Consider the following 17,952-nt stretch of genomic DNA (forward strand, 5'->3'; position numbering starts at 1 on the left):
TGTTTCCCATCACGTTTAGCGAACAAGTCCACTGTTCAATAATTGCAGATTTTCCAGTCGATCCACCAGTTGCTGCAACTCGTGCTGCAATGGCCGGTCTTCCACCACGTAATCAAAGGTTTGTAACACCCAGGCCTTAAATGTGGCGAGAACTTCAGACAATTTTCCATCCAGAGTTTTTAAATGAATGGCTTGTACACTGGCACAGCACAGGGCCGCAATGACCTGTTCGGTCAGTACGATCACACGGCTGGCGTCACGTGCCGCAATGGTACCCATACTGACCTTGTCCTGGTTATGACATTCAGTCGAGCGCGAGAAAATCGAAGCAGAAAGGGTCTGTTTCAAGGCTTCTGCCGTCCATGCCGACACGCCAATCTGCACCGCCTTAAAGCCATGATTCAATGGTAGGCGCTCGTCGGTTGCCCCAGTTAAATTACGCGGCAAACCATTATTCATTTTATAGTCCACCAGTTGCGCCAGCTGACGGTCCATGAGGTCGGCAATATTGGCAATCATGATTTTCAGGCTGTCCATGGCCTGGGCAATGTGACCGCCATAGAAATGCCCGCCGTGCAACACACGCAAGTTCACCGGATCAATCAGCGGATTGTCATTACTGGAATTCAGTTCATTTTCAATAAACTGGCGCAGCCATACTTTAGAATCTTCAAATACGCCAATAATATGCGGTGCGCAGCGTAGCGAATAACGGTCCTGCAGACGTGAACTTTGATGTTCAGTCTGTACTTCACTGTTCAGCCAGTCACGCAGCTGTGCGGCAATATTTTGCTGGCCCGGATGCGGTTTTTGCGCAAACAGCACTTCATCAAAATGGCTCGGATTACCTTCCAAAGCCAAGACATTCAGCGCGGTAATACAGGTACTGGCCAAGCTGATCTGTTCAGCTTTTTTATAGTTCAGGCAGGCAATCGCGGTCATCACCGCCGTACCGTTCATCAGTGCCAAGCCTTCTTTGGGACGCATCACTAGGGGTTCTAGGCCTTTTTCTGCATAAACCTGACTGACCGGAACAATCTGTCCCTGATCATACACATCGCGCTCACCGACCAATGCGCCGGCAATATAGGATAATGGGGTTAAATCGCCACTGGCCCCCACCGAACCTTCAGAGGGAATCACTGGAATCACGTTTTCATTTAACATCCAGACCAGACGTTCCAGCAGCGCATGCGAAACCCCGGAATAGCCACGTGCCAGCGAGCACAGGCGTGTCACCACCACCGCACGTGCGGTGATTAAATCCAGATTTTGTCCCAGACCACAGCCATGGAAACGCGATAAATGCAAAGGCAGTTCATTGACCTGATGCGCAGGAATTTCCACCAGACAGGAATCGCCATAACCGGTGGTCACGCCATAAATCACGCCTTCATCCTGCAACAGTTGATCCAGAAAATCAGCACCGCGCTGAATCAAATTGCGCCATTCATTCGAGTACGGTAAAGCCACGCGTTTTTCCTGACGTGCGACTGCCACCACATCTTCAATTGAAAGTGGACTTTCCCCAATAACTAAAACTTGCATTAATCTTTGTTCCAAAAATTATAAAAATTAAACCATTGATACGGCGCACGAATACAGTGCTGCTCAAGGAGTGATACATATTCACGGATGGTCGTTTGCATGGCTTGCAGACGGTTGTTACGCGGAAAATTCAGTTGTTCAGCAATCGAATGGATATGTACTTCAAAATGAGTACCGACCCGATAACAGAACACGGCCAGCACTGGCACTTTCAGCAAACTGGCCAAAATCCAGGCCCCTTGCGGCCAGTTCGCCTGTTCAGCTAAAAATGAAACGGATTGAACCCGGTCTGACTGCACCGGTACGCGGTCTGCTGCCACAATCACCCATTCACCCTGATCAAGTTTTTCCTGCAAAATCAGGGCAGTTTCAATACCCAGTTCATCCACCGAGATCAAATTGACATCGGCATGATGATTGAGTTTTTTCAGGAACTGGTTAAATTTGGTAGCATGTTTTTGATAGACCAGCACATTAATTTTTTGTGGATATTCCGACTTGATCGCCCGCAGCAACTCGATATTGCCAAAATGCGACACCACAATGACAGCCCCCTTTTGATAGCGGGCACGAAAATGCTCATGACCATGCAACTGTAATTGCTGCTCGGGAATATTGCCCAGCCAGCCTTCAATTTTATCCAGAATACATTCGCCAAACTGCATAAAATGCTGATAACTATGGGTCAGACTCGGCGTATGCGGAAATGGAGAGTTTTGACCGGCAAAATGGTGCAATCGGGTCAAATATTGCATTGAAGCCTGACGTGCTGCGATCGCAAACAGCCAATACCACAAAATAATAAAATACAGCAATATGCGACACAGCCATCGCCCGCCTACGCGATAGAAAGCCAACATCAAAGTCAAAGGTAACATACCACCACGTTCTTTGATGTCATTCCATTGGGTCGGGTTCAGATCAGCCACAGCATCAACCTTGCATTTTTTGTCGCAATAATTGCGGCAAACGAATGAGCATCCCACCCAGCAATTTGGCATGGGTCTGACTCATTCCCCAGTTGTCACGCCAGGCGTTGAAATGGGAAATGCCATCTTCCGGATAAATGACTTTGGTCGGCACATTGATAAAAGATACATTGGCCCATTTCAGACGCACCAGAATCTCGCTATCAAAGCCCATACGCGGCTGAAACTTTGCCGAATCCAGCACCTGAATGGTAGGTGCTAAGGGATAGACCCGGAAACCACACATGCTATCCTTGATATCCAAAGACAAGCTGTTAATCCAGACCCAGATATGCGTAGCATAACGGCCATAAAGGCGTTTTTTCGGCACCGATGCATCAAAAACTGGCTGACCGATAACCATCGCATCCGGGTGTTGCTGGGAAATTTGCAGGAATTTTGCCACATCCTGCCAGTCATGCTGACCGTCAGCATCGAGCTGCAAAGCATGACTGAAACCGAGCTTGTGGGCATGGCGCAAACCAGTGATGACAGCCTGTCCTTTGCCCTGATTATGCGTGTGTTCAACCAGATCAACCAATGAATGTTTTGCTGCAATATCATGTAACAGCTGGGTACATGCGGCATCACTGCCATCATTCACCAAGATGATCGGCATTTGAAACTGGTCCAGATGAGTCACTAACGCCTCAATATAATGAGGATGGTTATATACCGGAATGACAAAACAATGCTGCATAAATCGTCCTTTTTAAGCAGGTTCGGTAGGTATATGAAACAGCAATCGACCAGAGGCCAAGGTCTGCTCTGCATGGCAAAGCTCAAAACTGACTTTGTGCAATTTTCTGGTCAATTTCAGTTGCAACACCATATACGGTTGAATCAGGTCCTGAAATTTTAATTGCTCAAAACCGTTACACCATTCCAGCTCTGCCCAGCTCTGACGGGCAAAATGCTGGATAAAACCGATTTGTCCTACACCCGGAAAAATAGGTTTGCCGGGGAAATGCCCTTTAAAACATTCCAGCTCAGGTGAAAACTCCAAACGATAGCTGACCTGCTCTGACTCATGGTGCTGTTCCAGTACTATAGGCAACAACATCGGCTGAAATAAGGATTTCATGTAGTGTTTATTCAGCTTGGATTGGGCATTTTGCGGTAATTGTGTCAAAAAACGCCACTGTCTTGGAATGGCAATGCCTTCCAGCTTGGCCTTTAACTGTGCTTTGATGGCTGCCACATATTGTGCTTTGGAGCCTTGCTGTAACTGCAATCTGGCCTGCTCTGACAATACCGCAACACAGGCTAAAATCTGACGATGTTCCCGTTCAAGAATCAGCACATGACACTGTACGATGTCATCCAGCTCGATAATTTTCTGCTCGATGGCATCCAGACTTAAACGTTTTTCTTCCAGTTTGACAATCCGGTCCAAGCGACCCAACACATGAAATGGACTTTTCAAATTGCCCGGCTCAATAACTTCGACCTTATCGCCAGTGAAAATCCAGTCTGCGCTAAAAGCATGATTGGTTCTAACTTGGAGTTCCTGCTGCTCACTGGCCTGAATATCGACATTGGCAAAAGGCATCCACAAGGCATCATCCTGCTGGCGATGGGCAATTCCCCCGGTTTCCGAACTGCCAAACACTTCGCTAATCGGTCTGTTTAAATAAGGACGCACTCCAGATTCCAGTTTCCCACCGGATGAATAAACGGTCAGGCAATCTTGCAACAAGACATCATGGGTCCAGCGCTTTAACAGGGCCGGACTGGAAATCACATAATTATCAATCTTGAATGTACTGAGTTTTTTCTGGATGTCGGCCACATCTTCCGGAAAGGCCAACTGTGCCTGATAAAAACAGCGACCGCTTGCCAGTGGCCAGAGCAACTTAAACAGCAGGCCATAAATATGCTGATGGCTCACTGTGGCAATGGCAATCGCCTGCTCAGGCAACTGAAAACTGGCATCCAGCCCCTGTACTTCATTGAGCAACTGCCGCAAGCTGCGTGGAATTTTCTTCGGCTGCCCGGTGGAGCCTGAAGTGTAAAAATAAACCTGTGCCTGAGTCAGAAAGGCATCATCCAGATTGAGTTGAATCGGCTGGTTGTGGGAAGCAGCTACAGGCTGACGCTGTAAAAAATAAATGTTCTGTTCAGCCAGTTCTTTTTCTAAGTCACTGACCCGGTGCGGAGGTAGTAATACCTGTTTTTTGGCCAGCAGTGCCGCAAACAGCAGTACTAAAAACTGGTAACTGTCAGGTTCCCAAAGTGCCCAGCTGTTCTGTGCAAATAACTCAATGGCCTGGCTTTGTTGTATCACATCCTGCCAAAAATCCTGAAAGCGGATTTGGCTTAAATCAGGCTGAATGCACAGTGCTTTCTGTGAATGAAGATGACTTTGAAAATGACACAACATAATATTCTATTTTTATTCCTGAATTTGATTTAAGCGCTGTTGCCGCTTACGCAAGATAAATTCGCCCAGTAATAGTAGCCCCATCAACACATAGGAAATAAAGCCGTTATATAGCACCCAAGTCTGCATGGAAGCAAACAAGACTGTCGCCAAGGCAATCAAGGCATTCAATACAAAAAAACCGCACCACACCATGGTGACTTTACGGGTCCAGATCACGCCTGCTTCGGGTAAATCTGGTTCAGCCAACCGGGCAAAACGCTCAATCATGGACGGTGGACGGATTAAGGTCGAGGCAAAAATCATACATGCCCCGACACTCATCAACACCGGATACAGTTTCAGCCAGGCATGATCTTTTAAAATCAGGCTCAAGCTACCACACAAAATGGCAAAGCCAGTTAAAGGCCACAGCAAGGCATTGCCCTTACTGAACAGGCGCAAGAGTCCCAAAACAATCAGCAGGCTGCTGACCCAGACATATTGTCCATGGGCCAGGCTATAGCCCACTAAAAAGGGATAAAGAAGCAAGCCAATTGCCACTATCCCTTTCAAGAGCCATTTCATGCAGCAGACATGTTCTGAATTACGGTTACCACATCCTGCACAGTACGGACATTCTTAAAATCTTCAGGATTGACCTGCTTGCCGGTCAGTTCCTTGATTTTGACCACCAGATCAATCGCATCAATACTGTCGACATCCAGATCGGTGGCTAAATTTGCATCCAGCTGCACATCTTCAGGGCTAATTTCAAACAGATCTTCCATCCATTCTCTAAGTTTTTCCAGTACTTGTTCCTGAGTTAGCATGACTACCTCTTATACCTGTTGCTGTGCTTCAACCAAAGCAACCAAGCTCTGAATTGATTTAAAATGTTGTTTGGTTTCGGCCGATTCAGCATTCAAATGAATGTTGTAACGCTTTTTCAAAGCCAGGCCAAGTTCCAGGGCATCAATAGAATCCAGACCCAAACCATCGCCAAATAAAGGGGCATCGGTGTCAATATCTTCTATGCTGATGTCCTCAAGGGCTAGAACATCAATAATCATTTGCTTTAATTCATCAGCAAGATTGCTCATTTTTTAGATAACTCTTGGTTAAAAAATTGGTGTAATTGATGATTGAGCTGACGCACATTTTTGGGATTTACGCTGGCATCTTCCAAAAGATCATCGACTTGAATGGCATCTAGTACCTTCACCTGAATATGAAAGGGCTGTGAAGGAATGTGATACCACTTTTCATTCTTGGTTAAGGTTGAAGGGGTACAGCTAATCAGCACCGGACGAATCGGCACATTGGCGCGAATGGCAATATTGGCCGCCCCACGCTGAAACTCATTCAGCAACTCGCCTTTGGCGGTCCGTGTTCCTTCCGGAAAAATCAGCAGCGATGCCGCCTGATCCTGCCGGAGCTTTTCCACGCAGTCATGAATAAATTGCTCAGAACCGGCATTTAAAATATAACCGGCACTCTGTACCGGACCTTTGGTAAAGGGATTCGACCACAGTGCTTGCTTGACCACACAGTTGGCCTGCTCCATCAGCCCGATCAGCACCACCACATCCACCAGTGTCGGATGATTGGCAATCACCAGTTCCTGCTGACTGTGCTGTAATTTTTCCAACCCTTCGATGTCATAGGTCATAATTCCCAGTTTGACCATCATTTCGGTAAAGCCCTTGAAACTATGCTTAATCACCTTTTGCGCACGCTGCTGACGCAAGTCCGGATTGCGGGTCGATAAATTTACCAAAGGGGCAACCAGTCCGCCAATGGCCACACCGCCAATACCAAAACTGGCAAAACTAAACCCGGTTGCACCCACACGCCACAGGTAGTTGGCTTTTTGTTTAAGTTGATCTGGTTTTAACATGTTTGCCACGCCTGAGTATGCAGGGGAACTTGATTCTGTGCAGATTGCTGCCAGAAATCATGAAAATTTAGTGCGTCTTTATATTTATGGCAATGATTGCCTAGTGCTTGCATATCCAGTTGCAGGTTGGGTGCGTCAAGACCAACAATTGCCGACATGGCAAAGGCTGTAAAAGGCTCAGCTTCCTGATAAAGTGCCGGTAATGCCTCGTCGTAATACACCACCAGAACGCGTGGATTCGGTTGCGTTGTGGTTTTTAACCAGGCATAGGCTTCAATCAGCGCTTCACTCCACGAAGCCGCCAGACTGGTCGACGGGGTCGCATCCTGACACAAAATCGAATATAACCCGGCAATCGCATTATGCACCGAAGTGGAAAACTGGGTGGGTGATGGCGTCTGATCTTGCAGCACATCGGCCAGAATGTTTAAAGTTTTATGTTCATCGCCATATTGCGAAGCCCAAACAATATAATCTGCCCGTTCAGCATTCAGCGATTGAATGGCACTGCTTAAAGCGAGTTTGGCAATCCCTGACAAACGTCTGCGCTGCATGGCTGGAATTTGTTCTAAGGCGGCAACTGTTTCATCGGCACGACTTATGCACAGTTGTGACACATTGATTTGAAGCATTGCCCTAATTTTCCATACCCAAAAATATTTTAGCTCGAGGCTATTTTAATTGGCGGGATTATAGCATTTGTAATAAAAATTACACAAAACGTATCTTGTATAATATCAATTATTTAAATTTATATTTTTGATTTCATTGTTTATTTTATTTGAAAACCCTTAAAAAATTGATCAAACATAAAAAAACCAGCAACAGGTGTTGCTGGTTTTTATTGCATCAGTGCAATATTGAATTAATTTCCTTGTACCAAACGGCGCGCACTGATAATGCCCGGCTGTTGTTCCAAACGTGCCAAAAGACGTGATAACTGGGCCAAACCTTTAACCTCAATCAACAGTTTCATATTGGCAATACCGTCCGCTTCAGAAATGGTATTTACCTGACGAATATTGATCTGATCGGAGAAAATCACTTGCGTGAGGTCTTTGAGCAGACCGCGACGGTCATAGGCTTCCACCACAATCTGTACACTTTGGCCACGGGTAGGCTGCATTTCCCAATCCGCTTCGACAGCACGCTCAGGTTCCTGAGAAATCATGCGTACATAATCTGGACAGGCCACCTTGTGAATACTGACGCCACGATTCAGGGTTATATAACCGCCAATCGATTCGCCATGTACCGGCTGACAACATTGGGCAATATGCAGTTCCACATTGTCCAAACCATCAATTAAAATGCCATGTGCAGACAAGGTATGGCTAGCACGCGGATTCAAGGTCGGTTTGAGTACCAGTTCAGGCTCGTCCTGACCGATATGCATATGACGGTTGACCTGATTGATCAAGGAATGCAGGCTAATGTCGCCATTCACCAGTCCAATCAGAATGTCTTCACCCAACTTAACATTGAAGTGATTGCAATAGTCACTTAAATCAATACTTTTCGGGTGAATCGCCAGACGTGAAAGCTCTTTATTGAGAATTTCACGGCCTACTTCCAGATTTTTACTGCGGTCTTGCTGCCTGAACCAGTGACGTAACTTATCCCGTGCCCGGGCGGTTTTAATGTAGCCTAGTGAATTGACCAACCAGTCCCGGTTCGGCTCGCGATCTTTTTTGGTTAAGATTTCAACCTGCTCACCGGTTTTCAGAGTATAGGTCAGCGGCACATAGCGCTGGTTAACGCGTGCTGCATAACATTTGTTACCCACTTCAGTATGCACGTGATAGGCAAAATCCAAAACAGTCGAACCACGCGGTAACTCTTTGATATCGCCATCACGGCTAAACACATAAATTTTTTCAAAGCCTTCAAAATCTTGAATCTGTTCAAAATTCTCTGGTTCATCATCTACTTTATGCGCACTGGCATCATTACGTTCCTGATAATGTTCCAGTACAGCACGCAATGAATGCAAACGATGATTGAAGGAATGGTCGGTATTTTTAGCACCTTCTTTATAGTTGAAGTGCGAACATACCCCAAGCTCGGCTTCTTCATGCATATCCTTGGTCCGGATTTGCACTTCAAGCGACTTATTCTCGGCAATCACGGCAGTATGCAATGAACGGTAGCCATTGGCCTTCGGGTTGGTAATGTAATCATCAAACTGATGCGGAATATGACGCCAGATTTGATGCACAATACCCAAGGAGTGATAACATTCGGGTACAGTTTTAACTAAAACCCGCACTGCACGAATATCATAGAGCTGGTCAAAGCTTAAGTTCTTGCTTTTCATTTTTCGATAAATCGAATAAATGTGCTTCACCCGACCGCTAATCTCGGCTTCAATCCCATGGCTGGCCAGTTCAGTTTTCAGTTTATCAATCACAAACTGAATGTACTGCTCACGCTCCAAGCGCTTCTCATTCAGCAATGAGGCAATTTCTTTATAGCGCTCCGGGGCCAGATAACGGAAAGCGAGATCTTCCAGCTCCCATTTAAGCTGGGCAATTCCAAGACGGTGTGCCAAAGGCGAGTAAATGGTCAGAATCTCGCGTGCCACCCGCTCCTGACGTTCTCGAGAAGCCTGGGTCAGTTCACGCAAGGCATAGGTACGTTCGGCCAGCTTGATCAGCACCACACGAACATCTTCGGTCACGGCAATCAGCATTTTATAAATGCCACTTAAATGTTCGCGCTGGTTGTTATTAAAATGATCTTCCAGACGCTTGTTCTTTTCAATCAGCTCGGACAGCTTACCCATCGCCAGTGTCCCTTGCACCAGACTATAGACTTGCTCACCAAAATGTTGCTGTACTTCTTCCAGCGTCATCACGCCTTCACGAACGCTACGATACAGCATTGCGGCAGACAAGGTCGCTTCATCGACATGCAGATGCGCCAGAATATCGGCCATTTCAATGCCGGTATAAAAGGTATTGGAACGATGGTTGACCGTACTTTGCAGTTCTTTCTGCAAAGTTAAATGCGCTACATCTTCGAGTTGTTTTAGCGCCGTATCATCTAATATGCCACGAACCCGATTTAACCATTCAGCCAAATCTTGTCGAGCTTGTTCGGCATGTTCTACAGTCGCTTCCTCCGACAACTCATTGAGACGTCCAGGAAGCTGCTCACGTACTGTGACCATACCCTACTCCTACTTTTTTACACTTCATATTATAAATCGTTTATTTCGTTGTATTTTTCGAATAAGGCAATAGATTCAACATGTCCCGTATGGGTAAACATATCCATTACCCCAGCCTTTCTTAATCGATAACCATGTTTCACCAGCACACCCGCGTCTCGCGCCAATGTGGCAGGATTACATGATACATAAACGATTCTTTTCGCACCAAATTTGGGCACATAATACATTATTTCCTCCGCCCCTGAGCGTGGAGGATCAATCAATAATGCATCAAATCCCTGATTTGCCCAAGAATGATGCGAAAAATCTTTTGTTAAATCTTGTGAATAAAATTTTACGTGATGCATACCGTTTTTCTTGGCATTTTCTGCACCACGTCGAACCATGTCTTCACTTCCCTCCACAGCAACCACTTTTCCGGTTTCACCGACACAACGAGCCAAGGGTAAGGAAAAGTTTCCTAAACCACAAAACAGGTCGAGTACACGTTCACCTTGCTGTAATTGAAGCAAATCACATGCCAGCTTCACCATCTGAGGATTAATGGTGGAGTTAACCTGAGTAAAATCAAGCGGATTAAAGCCAAATTTCACATCAAATTCATCTAAAGCATAATGCAAACGCATGTCAGCTGTCGGATCATCGACACGATGCAAACTGTCGCTGCCCGCAGGCTGCAAATACAGTTGCCACTGTCTGTTTAACGCAAACTGTTTTAATCGGTTGACATCATCGGATGACAATTTTTCAGTATGGCGAACCAGCAGTGCAATATCCTCATCACCCATGTCCAATTCTACATGACCAATCGCTGCTTTGCCCTTTAGACTTTCGAGTAACTCTCTCAAAACCTGAATAGAACCGAACTCACGATCTAACACCATACAATGCTCAATCGGCGTCAGTTTATTGCTCTGACGTTCACGAAAACCCACCACCAACTGATCTTTAGCTGGAATATAACGCACGCCGATACGCGCTTTACGACGGTAGTCTTCACGTTGTGAACGTAACGGCGTGAGCCATTGTTCAGGCTGGATGCCGGCAAAATGTTCCAGATGCGACTTCAAGACTTCCTGCTTGAGCCGAATTTGTTCATCTTCTTTGATGTGCTGCATATTACAACCACCACAGACACCAAAATGCGGGCATTGCGGCTGAACACGCAAATGCGAAGGATCACTCAGAACCTCCACACAATCGGCTTCTTCTAAACGTTTCACCACATGGGTAATTTGCACTCTAACCGTCTCCCCCGGCAAGGCATAGGCAATAAAAACTTTTTTACCGCACTTGTCACTCGGATGATCGGGATGCGATCCATAGTGCGCGATTCCCCGTCCTTCATGTGAAAGAGACTCAACCTGAAACGTGTAAATCGGATGCTGAGCTGGACGTGGCTTGGTTCTATGTTTCATGTATACCTAGGGTGTGGGAGAGATAAAATCTGTGGCGGTAAACTCGGTATGTTGTGAAGTTTCACGCCATACCTGAAGAAAATCTGCATGTTGCGGTTGATGCTGTAAATACTGGATAGTGGTCTGAACCCAATAACGGTGATCGTCACTAAGTAACTGCCCCTTGAGCAATAACCAGCGCAAGTAGATCAGCCAGGTATTCAGCACATCCCCTTCACAGTAGCTGGTCAATTTTAACCACTGCTGTTCACGGACATATTCTGGAACATGGTAAGCACCATCACCGCGCTTGCCCGGGAAACCGAGTAAGTGGGCCACATCATCCAGCTTCTGGAAATGACGGCCATTGAACATAGCCATGACATCCATCAAATCGACATGGCGCTGATGGTAACGGTTCTGGTAATTATTATAACGCTTTTGCTGGTCAATTTCGCCCTGATCAAACAAACTCGGTGCCGATAGACCATGATACATGGCACGGAATAGAATCACCGGCAAATCAAATTGTGAACCGTTCCAGCTCACCAGGGTCGGATGGCGCTTGTCAAAAATGGACAGGAATTTTTTTAAAATCTCTGCTTCGCCGTATTGCTCACGGCTAAATGAAAACAGTTTCATGGCACCATTTTCGTCAATCCAGAGACCAGAAATACAGACAATTTCATGCAGCGGCAAACGCTGGAAATCCATGCCGGATTCCTGACGGCGCAGTTTCATTAACGCCTGCTCAAGATCTGCTTCGGGCAAATCCAGATGATATAAATGCGCACCTGACTTTAAATCAGTCAGCGTTTCGATATCAAAAATCAAGACAGGTAGGCGCATTTCATCTCACAGTTTTTAATTATTCAGGATCGACGACAGAAAATAAACCGGTAGACAGGTAGCGGTCACCACGGTCACAAACGATGCAGACAATTACAGCGCCCGGATTTTCTTCCGCCAGTTTAATGGAAGCCCACACGGCACCGCCTGATGAGGTTCCGGCACTGATGCCTTCTTTGCGCGCCAATTGACGTGCAGTTTTTTCTGCTTCAATTTGCGGAATATCGATAATGCGGTCAACACGTTTCGGATCAAAAATGGTAGGCAGATATTCTTGTGGCCAGCGACGGATACCGGCAATATTGGAACCTTCCGAAGGTTGCAAACCGACAATTTGAATATCCGGATTCTGTTCTTTTAAGTATTTTGAAATCCCCATAATCGTGCCTGTGGTTCCCATAGAACTGACGAAATGGGTAATTTTACCGCCAGTTTGTTGCCAGATTTCCGGACCAGTCGTCCGGTAATGGGCATCCACATTGTCCGGGTTGCCAAACTGGTTCAAGACCAGTCCTTTCCCTTCTTTTTGCATTTGCAGCGCCATATCACGCGCCTGTTCCATATTTTCAGACTCGATCAGCTCGGCGCCATAAGCACGCATGGCATCTTTGCGTTCCTGACTTGAACCTGCAGGCATAATGAGTTTCATTTTATAGCCACGCATGGCAGCCACCATCGCCAAGGCAATTCCCGTATTTCCACTGGTCGCTTCAATCAATGTATCGCCTGGCTTGATTTGACCACGTTTTTCAGCCTGCATAATCATATTATACGCTGGGCGGTCTTTTACCGAACCTGCAGGATTGTTTCCTTCAAGTTTAGCCAATACTGTTGCTTGAGTATGACTTGCCAAACGTTGTAAACGCACCAGAGGAGTTTTTCCTACATAGTGGTCCAGTAAAAATTCGTCAGCTTGGAAATCAGGGGTAGTATTACTCATTATTTGCACCTATATCGAGGTGCGCCTATTGTATGAAAAAATGCTTCCTCCTGCACCCATTTAGCAGGCTTTTTATTGAAAGTGATTAAAGCACAGCCAGTTTTAAATAAAGCGTGCTAATATGCAAAGCATAGGGAATCAACTGCTTTAACCATGTCAAATATCAATAAAAAGTTATTTAAGCGTCTACACTTAAATCATGCTTATGGACAACTCATCGCCATGATTTTTGTCCCCATTATGGTTTTGGCATGTGTGGGGGCATTGCTGGTTTTATCCGAAACATCCAATGCCTCACGTGCGCAGCAACGTCAGATGGCCATTGCGATTGTGACCCGCTATCAGCTTACCGCCGAAGCTGCATTCGATCTGCTCAACCGCTATCCCTGGCAATATGATCAGGCCCGTAATACCCTGCAGGTGATGCTGGATGAAAAACATCTCATTCGTGCCGCAATTATTGATCCCCAAGGCAGAAACCGTTTAAGTATTGGTTTTCAAGACCAGGAAGCCTGGCCCAAGATTGACGCTAAAGCCGATTTTGTTGGTCCTATCCTGCATAATCACAATCATATCTATGCCTTAAAAATTAATGAACATACCGATAACCCGGCCAGACTGGTGATTGAGCTGGATAACCAGCCCCTGGAAATTGCCCATTACCGGGTCATGATTGTACTGATTGCCACCGGCCTGCTGACTTTATTGCTACTGTTACTGTGCCTGAATTTCTATTCACGGCGCTGGATTGCGCCGATGTACGAAATCCGGATGCAGTTACAGCGCCTGAATGCTGACACCCTTGATCAGCACATGGTGATTAACAGTACTGGTGAATTGCGTTTATTGCAGCGTGATATTGCCAACGTGGTGAAACGCCTGCACTTCAGCTTCCTGGAACTCAAAGAACATACCGAACAGACTGAAGATGATTTGCGCCGTACCCTAGACACCCTGGAAGTGCAAAACATTACCTATCGTCAGGCACGCGACCAGGCGATTTCTGCCAACCAGTCCAAGTCGGTGTTTCTGGCCAATATCAGTCATGAACTGCGTACTCCCTTGAACAGTATTGATGGCTTTATTCATTTATTGCTGCGTCAAGGCAACCTGAGCAATGAACAAAACCTGTATTTGCAAACCATTCGTAAATCATCTGCCCATTTGTTGGCGCTGATTAATGATGTGTTGGATTTCTCCAAGATTGATGCCGGCAAACTGGAACTGGAAACAGCCCCCTTTGATCTGGAAGAAGCGATTTTTGACGTGATGGATATGCTCTCGCCATTAGCAGCACAGAAGCATATCGATATGGCCTTTTATTATGCTGATAATGTGCCGACACAAGTGATTGGCGATGCCTTACGCTTCAAGCAGATTCTGACCAACCTGATCTCCAATGCCATCAAGTTCACTCCCGATGGCGAAATTATTGTCCGTGCCCGCATGGAACATGATGATATCGGGCAATGTTTATTACACTTTAGCGTGCAGGACAGCGGCATTGGCCTCAGTGGTACGGACCGGAAAAAACTGTTTGAATCATTCTCGCAAGGTGATGCTTCGGTGACCCGTCAATTTGGCGGCACCGGACTTGGCCTGGCCATTTCCAAACAGCTGGTGCATTTGATGCAGGGGCAAATTGGCTTTGAAGACAACCAGGAACGCGCGCCGACTGAAAAAGGCTCAACCTTCTGGTTTACCGCCATGTTTGTGGTGGATGAAGAGATTGAAATTGTACATCCGCACTTTGAACAAATGCAGGTGGTTTCCTATTTATCCCATCCTGCAACCGCCAACATTTTGCGCCATTATCTGGAAAATTATGGTGTGCATCATGTCGAAACCGGCTCGATTCTGGACCTGTTCAGCCAGCTGAATAAATTCTCGAATAACGATGAAAATACCTGGCTGATTGTCGACCATAGCGGCGATGGCGAAGCCCTGCTGAAAGAAATCCGTCAACGCTACCATGGCAATATTGCCGTGTATGGCTACCAGATGGTGCTCGATCCAAGCATGCTGAATGAATACCGGGCCCGTCCACTGTATCAACCACTCAGCCGTAGTGCCTTGATTCAGCTGCTCAGCAATCAGCCTGTTTTCGAACAGGATGTACATGAAGAATTTAATGGACAGGGTCTGCATATATTGGCAGTGGATGACCATTTACCGAACCTGATTGTTCTGGAAGCACTACTTGCAGAATTAAATGTCACCACCACCAAGGCCTTAAGCGGCCAGGAAGCCATTGAAATTATTCAGCAGCGCATCGAACAGGAATTGCCTGCATTTGATGTGGTGTTTATGGATATTCAAATGCCGGTAATGTCCGGCATTGATACCACCCGTGCCATTCGCTCGCTAGAGTCGACCTTGGAAAATCATAAACGCCTGCCGATTATTGCCCTGACTGCACATGCCCTGGCTGATGAAAAACAAAAACTGTTGCAGGTCGGTATGGACGATTACGTCACCAAACCGATTCAGATGGAACAGATTATTCAGATTCTGACCCACTGGACTTCGGAAAGCTTTAAAAAGGCTAAAAGTATAGAGAAGTCCATTCTGATTGAAGCGCTCGACCCGCATATTCTGGATTGGCAACAAAGCCTGCAACTGGCAGCCAATAAAGAAGATCTGGCCATCGATTTACTAAAAATGCTGATCGACAGTTTCCCGATGGAACTGGATGAAATGCAACAGTTGATTGAAATGGAAGATTTCCCGCAACTGGAACATGTGCTGCACCGTTTATATGGGGCAACCCGTTATGTAGGTGTTCCTCGCCTTCAGGAAGTCACCGGTGGATTCGAACAGTTTGTTTCTGCTTTACGTAAAGAACGCCGCAAGGCGGATGAAGCCTTTATTCAGGAAACCCTGAAACGCTTTGATGAATTACAGTCGGTCATTCAGCAGGTTGAACAGGCCTCCCAGCAAATTTTAAACAGACCAGGGATCTGATCAGGAGTTATCTGAATGTTGAAAGTCACGTCTATCTTTAGATGTGACTCTGCTGTCATGTATCGCGGCATGTATCAGAGAAATACCCATGTTATGCTCAAAACAATAGAAAAATACAGGTCTCTACAATGGCGTTACTTCGCATAGAAAAAAATAATGGCATCGCAACCGTTTCCTTAAACCGTCCAGAAAAGCGTAATGCCATGAGCTTTGCTTTATTACGCGAACTGGTCAATGCTGCCAAACAAATTAAAAAAGACCGCTCCATCCGCTGTGTCATTTTAACTGGCGAAGCACATGTCTTTAGTGCCGGCATTGATCTGGCCGATTTAAACGCGCCGAAAAATACCGCTTACGCCGCTTGGGAACTGCTAAAACCGGGACAAAGCCTGTTTCAGAAAGCATTTCTGATCTGGCAGGAACTGCCTGTTCCCGTTATTGCTGCGATTGAAGGCTATTGTCTGGGTGCCGGTATGCAACTGGCTTTGGCTGCGGATATTCGTATTGCCCATCCGGACACCAAAATGTCGATTATGGAAAGTCGCTGGGGATTGGTGCCGGACATGGGACTCACCCGTTCCCTTAAAGGCATTATCGGTCTTGATCTGGCCAAAGAACTGACCTTGACCGGGCGTATTTTTGATGCCAATTATGCCAAACAGATTGGTTTGGTGACACATCTGGATGAATCCCCAATGAGCAAAGCACAAGCGATTGCAGAAGAAATGTTGCAACGCTCTCCAGATGCATTGGCGGCCGCTAAACGGGTTCTTGATGCCATGGAACACGAACCGAAAAAATCATTACGCCTGGAGAAAATCTGGCAACTGAAATTACTGTTGGGTAAAAACAGTAAATTGGCGCGTAAAAAAGACAAAAACCCGGAAGTTCAGTTTTTACCACGGCAATATAAGTAAAATAGCGCAATAACAGGATCGTTTAGAGAAAAACACATGAGTTTTGATCGTAATACAAAAATCGCATTCTTAGGCATGGGGCTGATGGGCAGCCGCATGGCGACCCGGCTGATTCAAGCCGGTTTTGAAGTGGCTGTATGGAACAGAACAGCATCCGCCTGTGACGTGCTGATTGATATGGGTGCTACTGGCCTAGACTTGCAAGAGATTGGGCAATATCCGGTGATTCTGACCTGTCTGGCCGATGATGCTGCCGTACAGGCAGTGTTTGATCAAATCCAGAATCAACTCACTGCTGGTCAAGTGATTGTGGATTTTTCCAGTTTATCTGTGGATAAAACCAAAGCGCTGGCACAGCAGGCACAAACCCATCAAGTGCAATGGATTGACTCGCCTGTTTCGGGTGGCACGGTAGGTGCCGAACAGGGCACCTTAGTGATTTTCGCCGGTGGCGATATCAACACCATTCAAAATTTATCGCTGATTTATAATGTGCTTTCACAACGCGTGACGCGTATGGGCGAAACAGGTACCGGACAAGCGACCAAAATTTGCAACCAACTTATTGTGGCCGCCAACAGCACCTTGATTGCCGAAGCAGTGGCCTTAGCTGGACAAGCCGGTGTAGATACCACCTTGCTTGCTCCTGCTCTTGCCGGTGGTTTTGCTGACTCGAAACCTTTCCAGATTTTAGCTCCGCGTATGGCAACGCATACTTTTGAGCCGGTGCAATGGAAAGTGCAAACCCTGTCCAAAGACTTAAATAATGCCGTGCAGCTGGCCAAGCAGTTCAATTTAGATATTCCTGTGGCAAAACAGGCGCTTTCGCAATTGAAAACCCATCAAGATAAAGGCTATGCTGAAACAGATCTGGCGACTGTCATTCAACTGGTTGAATCTTGAGCAGACCATTTTCTTTAACGAGCAAGGAG

The 17,952-nt window shown here is 46.3% G+C and carries 16 protein-coding genes; 3 read left to right on the forward strand and 13 right to left on the reverse strand.

The window, feature by feature from the left end:
• Nucleotides 1–15: 15 nt before the first annotated feature.
• The 13 genes from JFY49_RS13135 to cysM all read right to left on the reverse strand — a co-directional run bounded on the left by JFY49_RS13135 (nucleotide 16) and on the right by cysM (nucleotide 13,139).
• Nucleotides 16–1,548, reverse strand: coding sequence for an HAL/PAL/TAL family ammonia-lyase (locus JFY49_RS13135; RefSeq protein WP_200223168.1), 1,533 nt, complete (start codon nucleotides 1,546–1,548; stop codon nucleotides 16–18).
• A complete protein-coding gene (locus tag JFY49_RS13140) occupies nucleotides 1,548–2,426 on the reverse strand; it encodes an acyltransferase (protein WP_227609617.1) in 879 nt (292 codons plus the stop codon). The genes JFY49_RS13135 and JFY49_RS13140 overlap by 1 nt, the downstream gene beginning before the upstream one ends.
• Nucleotides 2,427–2,481: 55 nt before the next feature.
• A complete protein-coding gene (locus JFY49_RS13145; RefSeq protein ID WP_200223169.1) occupies nucleotides 2,482–3,216 on the reverse strand; it encodes a glycosyltransferase family 2 protein in 735 nt (244 codons plus the stop codon).
• Nucleotides 3,217–3,228: 12 nt separating this feature from the next.
• Nucleotides 3,229–4,899 carry an AMP-binding protein gene (locus JFY49_RS13150; RefSeq protein WP_200223170.1) on the reverse strand — a complete coding sequence of 557 codons (1,671 nt, stop codon included), beginning with the start codon at nucleotides 4,897–4,899 and terminating at the stop codon, nucleotides 3,229–3,231.
• A 12-nt stretch (nucleotides 4,900–4,911) separates the two neighbouring features.
• Nucleotides 4,912–5,466: a septation protein IspZ gene (locus JFY49_RS13155; RefSeq protein ID WP_180174428.1), complete on the reverse strand. Its 555-nt coding sequence runs from the start codon at nucleotides 5,464–5,466 to the stop codon at nucleotides 4,912–4,914.
• Nucleotides 5,463–5,711: an acyl carrier protein gene (locus JFY49_RS13160; protein WP_166171369.1), complete on the reverse strand. Its 249-nt coding sequence runs from the start codon at nucleotides 5,709–5,711 to the stop codon at nucleotides 5,463–5,465. Before JFY49_RS13160 ends, JFY49_RS13155 begins: the two co-directional genes overlap by 4 nt.
• 9 nt (nucleotides 5,712–5,720) lie before the next feature.
• Nucleotides 5,721–5,981 carry a phosphopantetheine-binding protein gene (locus JFY49_RS13165; RefSeq protein WP_086195854.1) on the reverse strand — a complete coding sequence of 87 codons (261 nt, stop codon included), beginning with the start codon at nucleotides 5,979–5,981 and terminating at the stop codon, nucleotides 5,721–5,723.
• Nucleotides 5,978–6,787, reverse strand: a complete 810-nt coding sequence (locus JFY49_RS13170) for a lysophospholipid acyltransferase family protein (protein ID WP_373423493.1) — start codon at nucleotides 6,785–6,787, stop codon at nucleotides 5,978–5,980. Before JFY49_RS13170 ends, JFY49_RS13165 begins: the two co-directional genes overlap by 4 nt.
• Nucleotides 6,772–7,410 (reverse strand): beta-ketoacyl synthase chain length factor, encoded by a 639-nt coding sequence (locus JFY49_RS13175; RefSeq protein ID WP_200223171.1) that lies wholly within the window; start codon nucleotides 7,408–7,410, stop codon nucleotides 6,772–6,774. The genes JFY49_RS13170 and JFY49_RS13175 overlap by 16 nt, the downstream gene beginning before the upstream one ends.
• Before the next feature lie 233 nt (nucleotides 7,411–7,643).
• Nucleotides 7,644–9,950 (reverse strand): RelA/SpoT family protein, encoded by a 2,307-nt coding sequence (locus JFY49_RS13180; RefSeq protein WP_200223172.1) that lies wholly within the window; start codon nucleotides 9,948–9,950, stop codon nucleotides 7,644–7,646.
• A gap of 29 nt (nucleotides 9,951–9,979) precedes the next feature.
• A complete protein-coding gene (gene rlmD, locus JFY49_RS13185; protein ID WP_200223174.1) occupies nucleotides 9,980–11,371 on the reverse strand; it encodes a 23S rRNA (uracil(1939)-C(5))-methyltransferase RlmD in 1,392 nt (463 codons plus the stop codon).
• 6 nt (nucleotides 11,372–11,377) lie between these two features.
• Nucleotides 11,378–12,199 carry a 3'-5' exonuclease gene (locus tag JFY49_RS13190; RefSeq protein ID WP_180042773.1) on the reverse strand — a complete coding sequence of 274 codons (822 nt, stop codon included), beginning with the start codon at nucleotides 12,197–12,199 and terminating at the stop codon, nucleotides 11,378–11,380.
• Nucleotides 12,200–12,218: 19 nt separating this feature from the next.
• Nucleotides 12,219–13,139 carry a cysteine synthase CysM gene (gene cysM / locus JFY49_RS13195; RefSeq protein ID WP_086195860.1) on the reverse strand — a complete coding sequence of 307 codons (921 nt, stop codon included), beginning with the start codon at nucleotides 13,137–13,139 and terminating at the stop codon, nucleotides 12,219–12,221.
• A 153-nt stretch (nucleotides 13,140–13,292) separates the two neighbouring features.
• Here cysM and JFY49_RS13200 point away from each other — a divergent pair, with 153 nt between their 5' ends.
• The 3 genes from JFY49_RS13200 (at nucleotide 13,293) to JFY49_RS13210 (ending at nucleotide 17,923) form a co-directional block, all read left to right on the forward strand.
• Nucleotides 13,293–16,103, forward strand: a complete 2,811-nt coding sequence (locus JFY49_RS13200) for an ATP-binding protein (RefSeq protein ID WP_200223175.1) — start codon at nucleotides 13,293–13,295, stop codon at nucleotides 16,101–16,103.
• Between the two features lie 128 nt (nucleotides 16,104–16,231).
• A complete protein-coding gene (locus tag JFY49_RS13205; protein WP_166171383.1) occupies nucleotides 16,232–17,020 on the forward strand; it encodes a crotonase/enoyl-CoA hydratase family protein in 789 nt (262 codons plus the stop codon).
• Between the two features lie 36 nt (nucleotides 17,021–17,056).
• Nucleotides 17,057–17,923, forward strand: coding sequence for an NAD(P)-dependent oxidoreductase (locus JFY49_RS13210; protein WP_200223176.1), 867 nt, complete (start codon nucleotides 17,057–17,059; stop codon nucleotides 17,921–17,923).
• Nucleotides 17,924–17,952 lie beyond the last annotated feature (29 nt).

It is taken from the genome of Acinetobacter sp. CS-2, assembly GCF_016599715.1.
Classification (GTDB): Bacteria; Pseudomonadota; Gammaproteobacteria; order Pseudomonadales; family Moraxellaceae; genus Acinetobacter.

Bases quoted from the DNA above. Each gene is read 5' to 3' on its own strand.
- JFY49_RS13190 (WP_180042773.1), bottom strand. From the start codon at position 12,199: ATGCGCCTACCTGTCTTGATTTTTGATATCGAAACGCTGACTGATTTA.
- JFY49_RS13150 (WP_200223170.1), bottom strand. From the start codon at position 4,899: ATGTTGTGTCATTTTCAAAGTCATCTTCATTCACAGAAAGCACTGTGC.
- JFY49_RS13210 (WP_200223176.1), top strand. From the start codon at position 17,057: ATGAGTTTTGATCGTAATACAAAAATCGCATTCTTAGGCATGGGGCTG.
- JFY49_RS13200 (WP_200223175.1), top strand. From the start codon at position 13,293: ATGTCAAATATCAATAAAAAGTTATTTAAGCGTCTACACTTAAATCAT.
- JFY49_RS13175 (WP_200223171.1), bottom strand. From the start codon at position 7,410: ATGCTTCAAATCAATGTGTCACAACTGTGCATAAGTCGTGCCGATGAA.
- JFY49_RS13165 (WP_086195854.1), bottom strand. From the start codon at position 5,981: ATGAGCAATCTTGCTGATGAATTAAAGCAAATGATTATTGATGTTCTA.
- JFY49_RS13145 (WP_200223169.1), bottom strand. From the start codon at position 3,216: ATGCAGCATTGTTTTGTCATTCCGGTATATAACCATCCTCATTATATT.
- JFY49_RS13180 (WP_200223172.1), bottom strand. From the start codon at position 9,950: ATGGTCACAGTACGTGAGCAGCTTCCTGGACGTCTCAATGAGTTGTCG.
- JFY49_RS13205 (WP_166171383.1), top strand. From the start codon at position 16,232: ATGGCGTTACTTCGCATAGAAAAAAATAATGGCATCGCAACCGTTTCC.
- JFY49_RS13160 (WP_166171369.1), bottom strand. From the start codon at position 5,711: ATGCTAACTCAGGAACAAGTACTGGAAAAACTTAGAGAATGGATGGAA.
- JFY49_RS13140 (WP_227609617.1), bottom strand. From the start codon at position 2,426: ATGTTACCTTTGACTTTGATGTTGGCTTTCTATCGCGTAGGCGGGCGA.
- rlmD (WP_200223174.1), bottom strand. From the start codon at position 11,371: ATGAAACATAGAACCAAGCCACGTCCAGCTCAGCATCCGATTTACACG.
- cysM (WP_086195860.1), bottom strand. From the start codon at position 13,139: ATGAGTAATACTACCCCTGATTTCCAAGCTGACGAATTTTTACTGGAC.
- JFY49_RS13155 (WP_180174428.1), bottom strand. From the start codon at position 5,466: ATGAAATGGCTCTTGAAAGGGATAGTGGCAATTGGCTTGCTTCTTTAT.
- JFY49_RS13135 (WP_200223168.1), bottom strand. From the start codon at position 1,548: ATGCAAGTTTTAGTTATTGGGGAAAGTCCACTTTCAATTGAAGATGTG.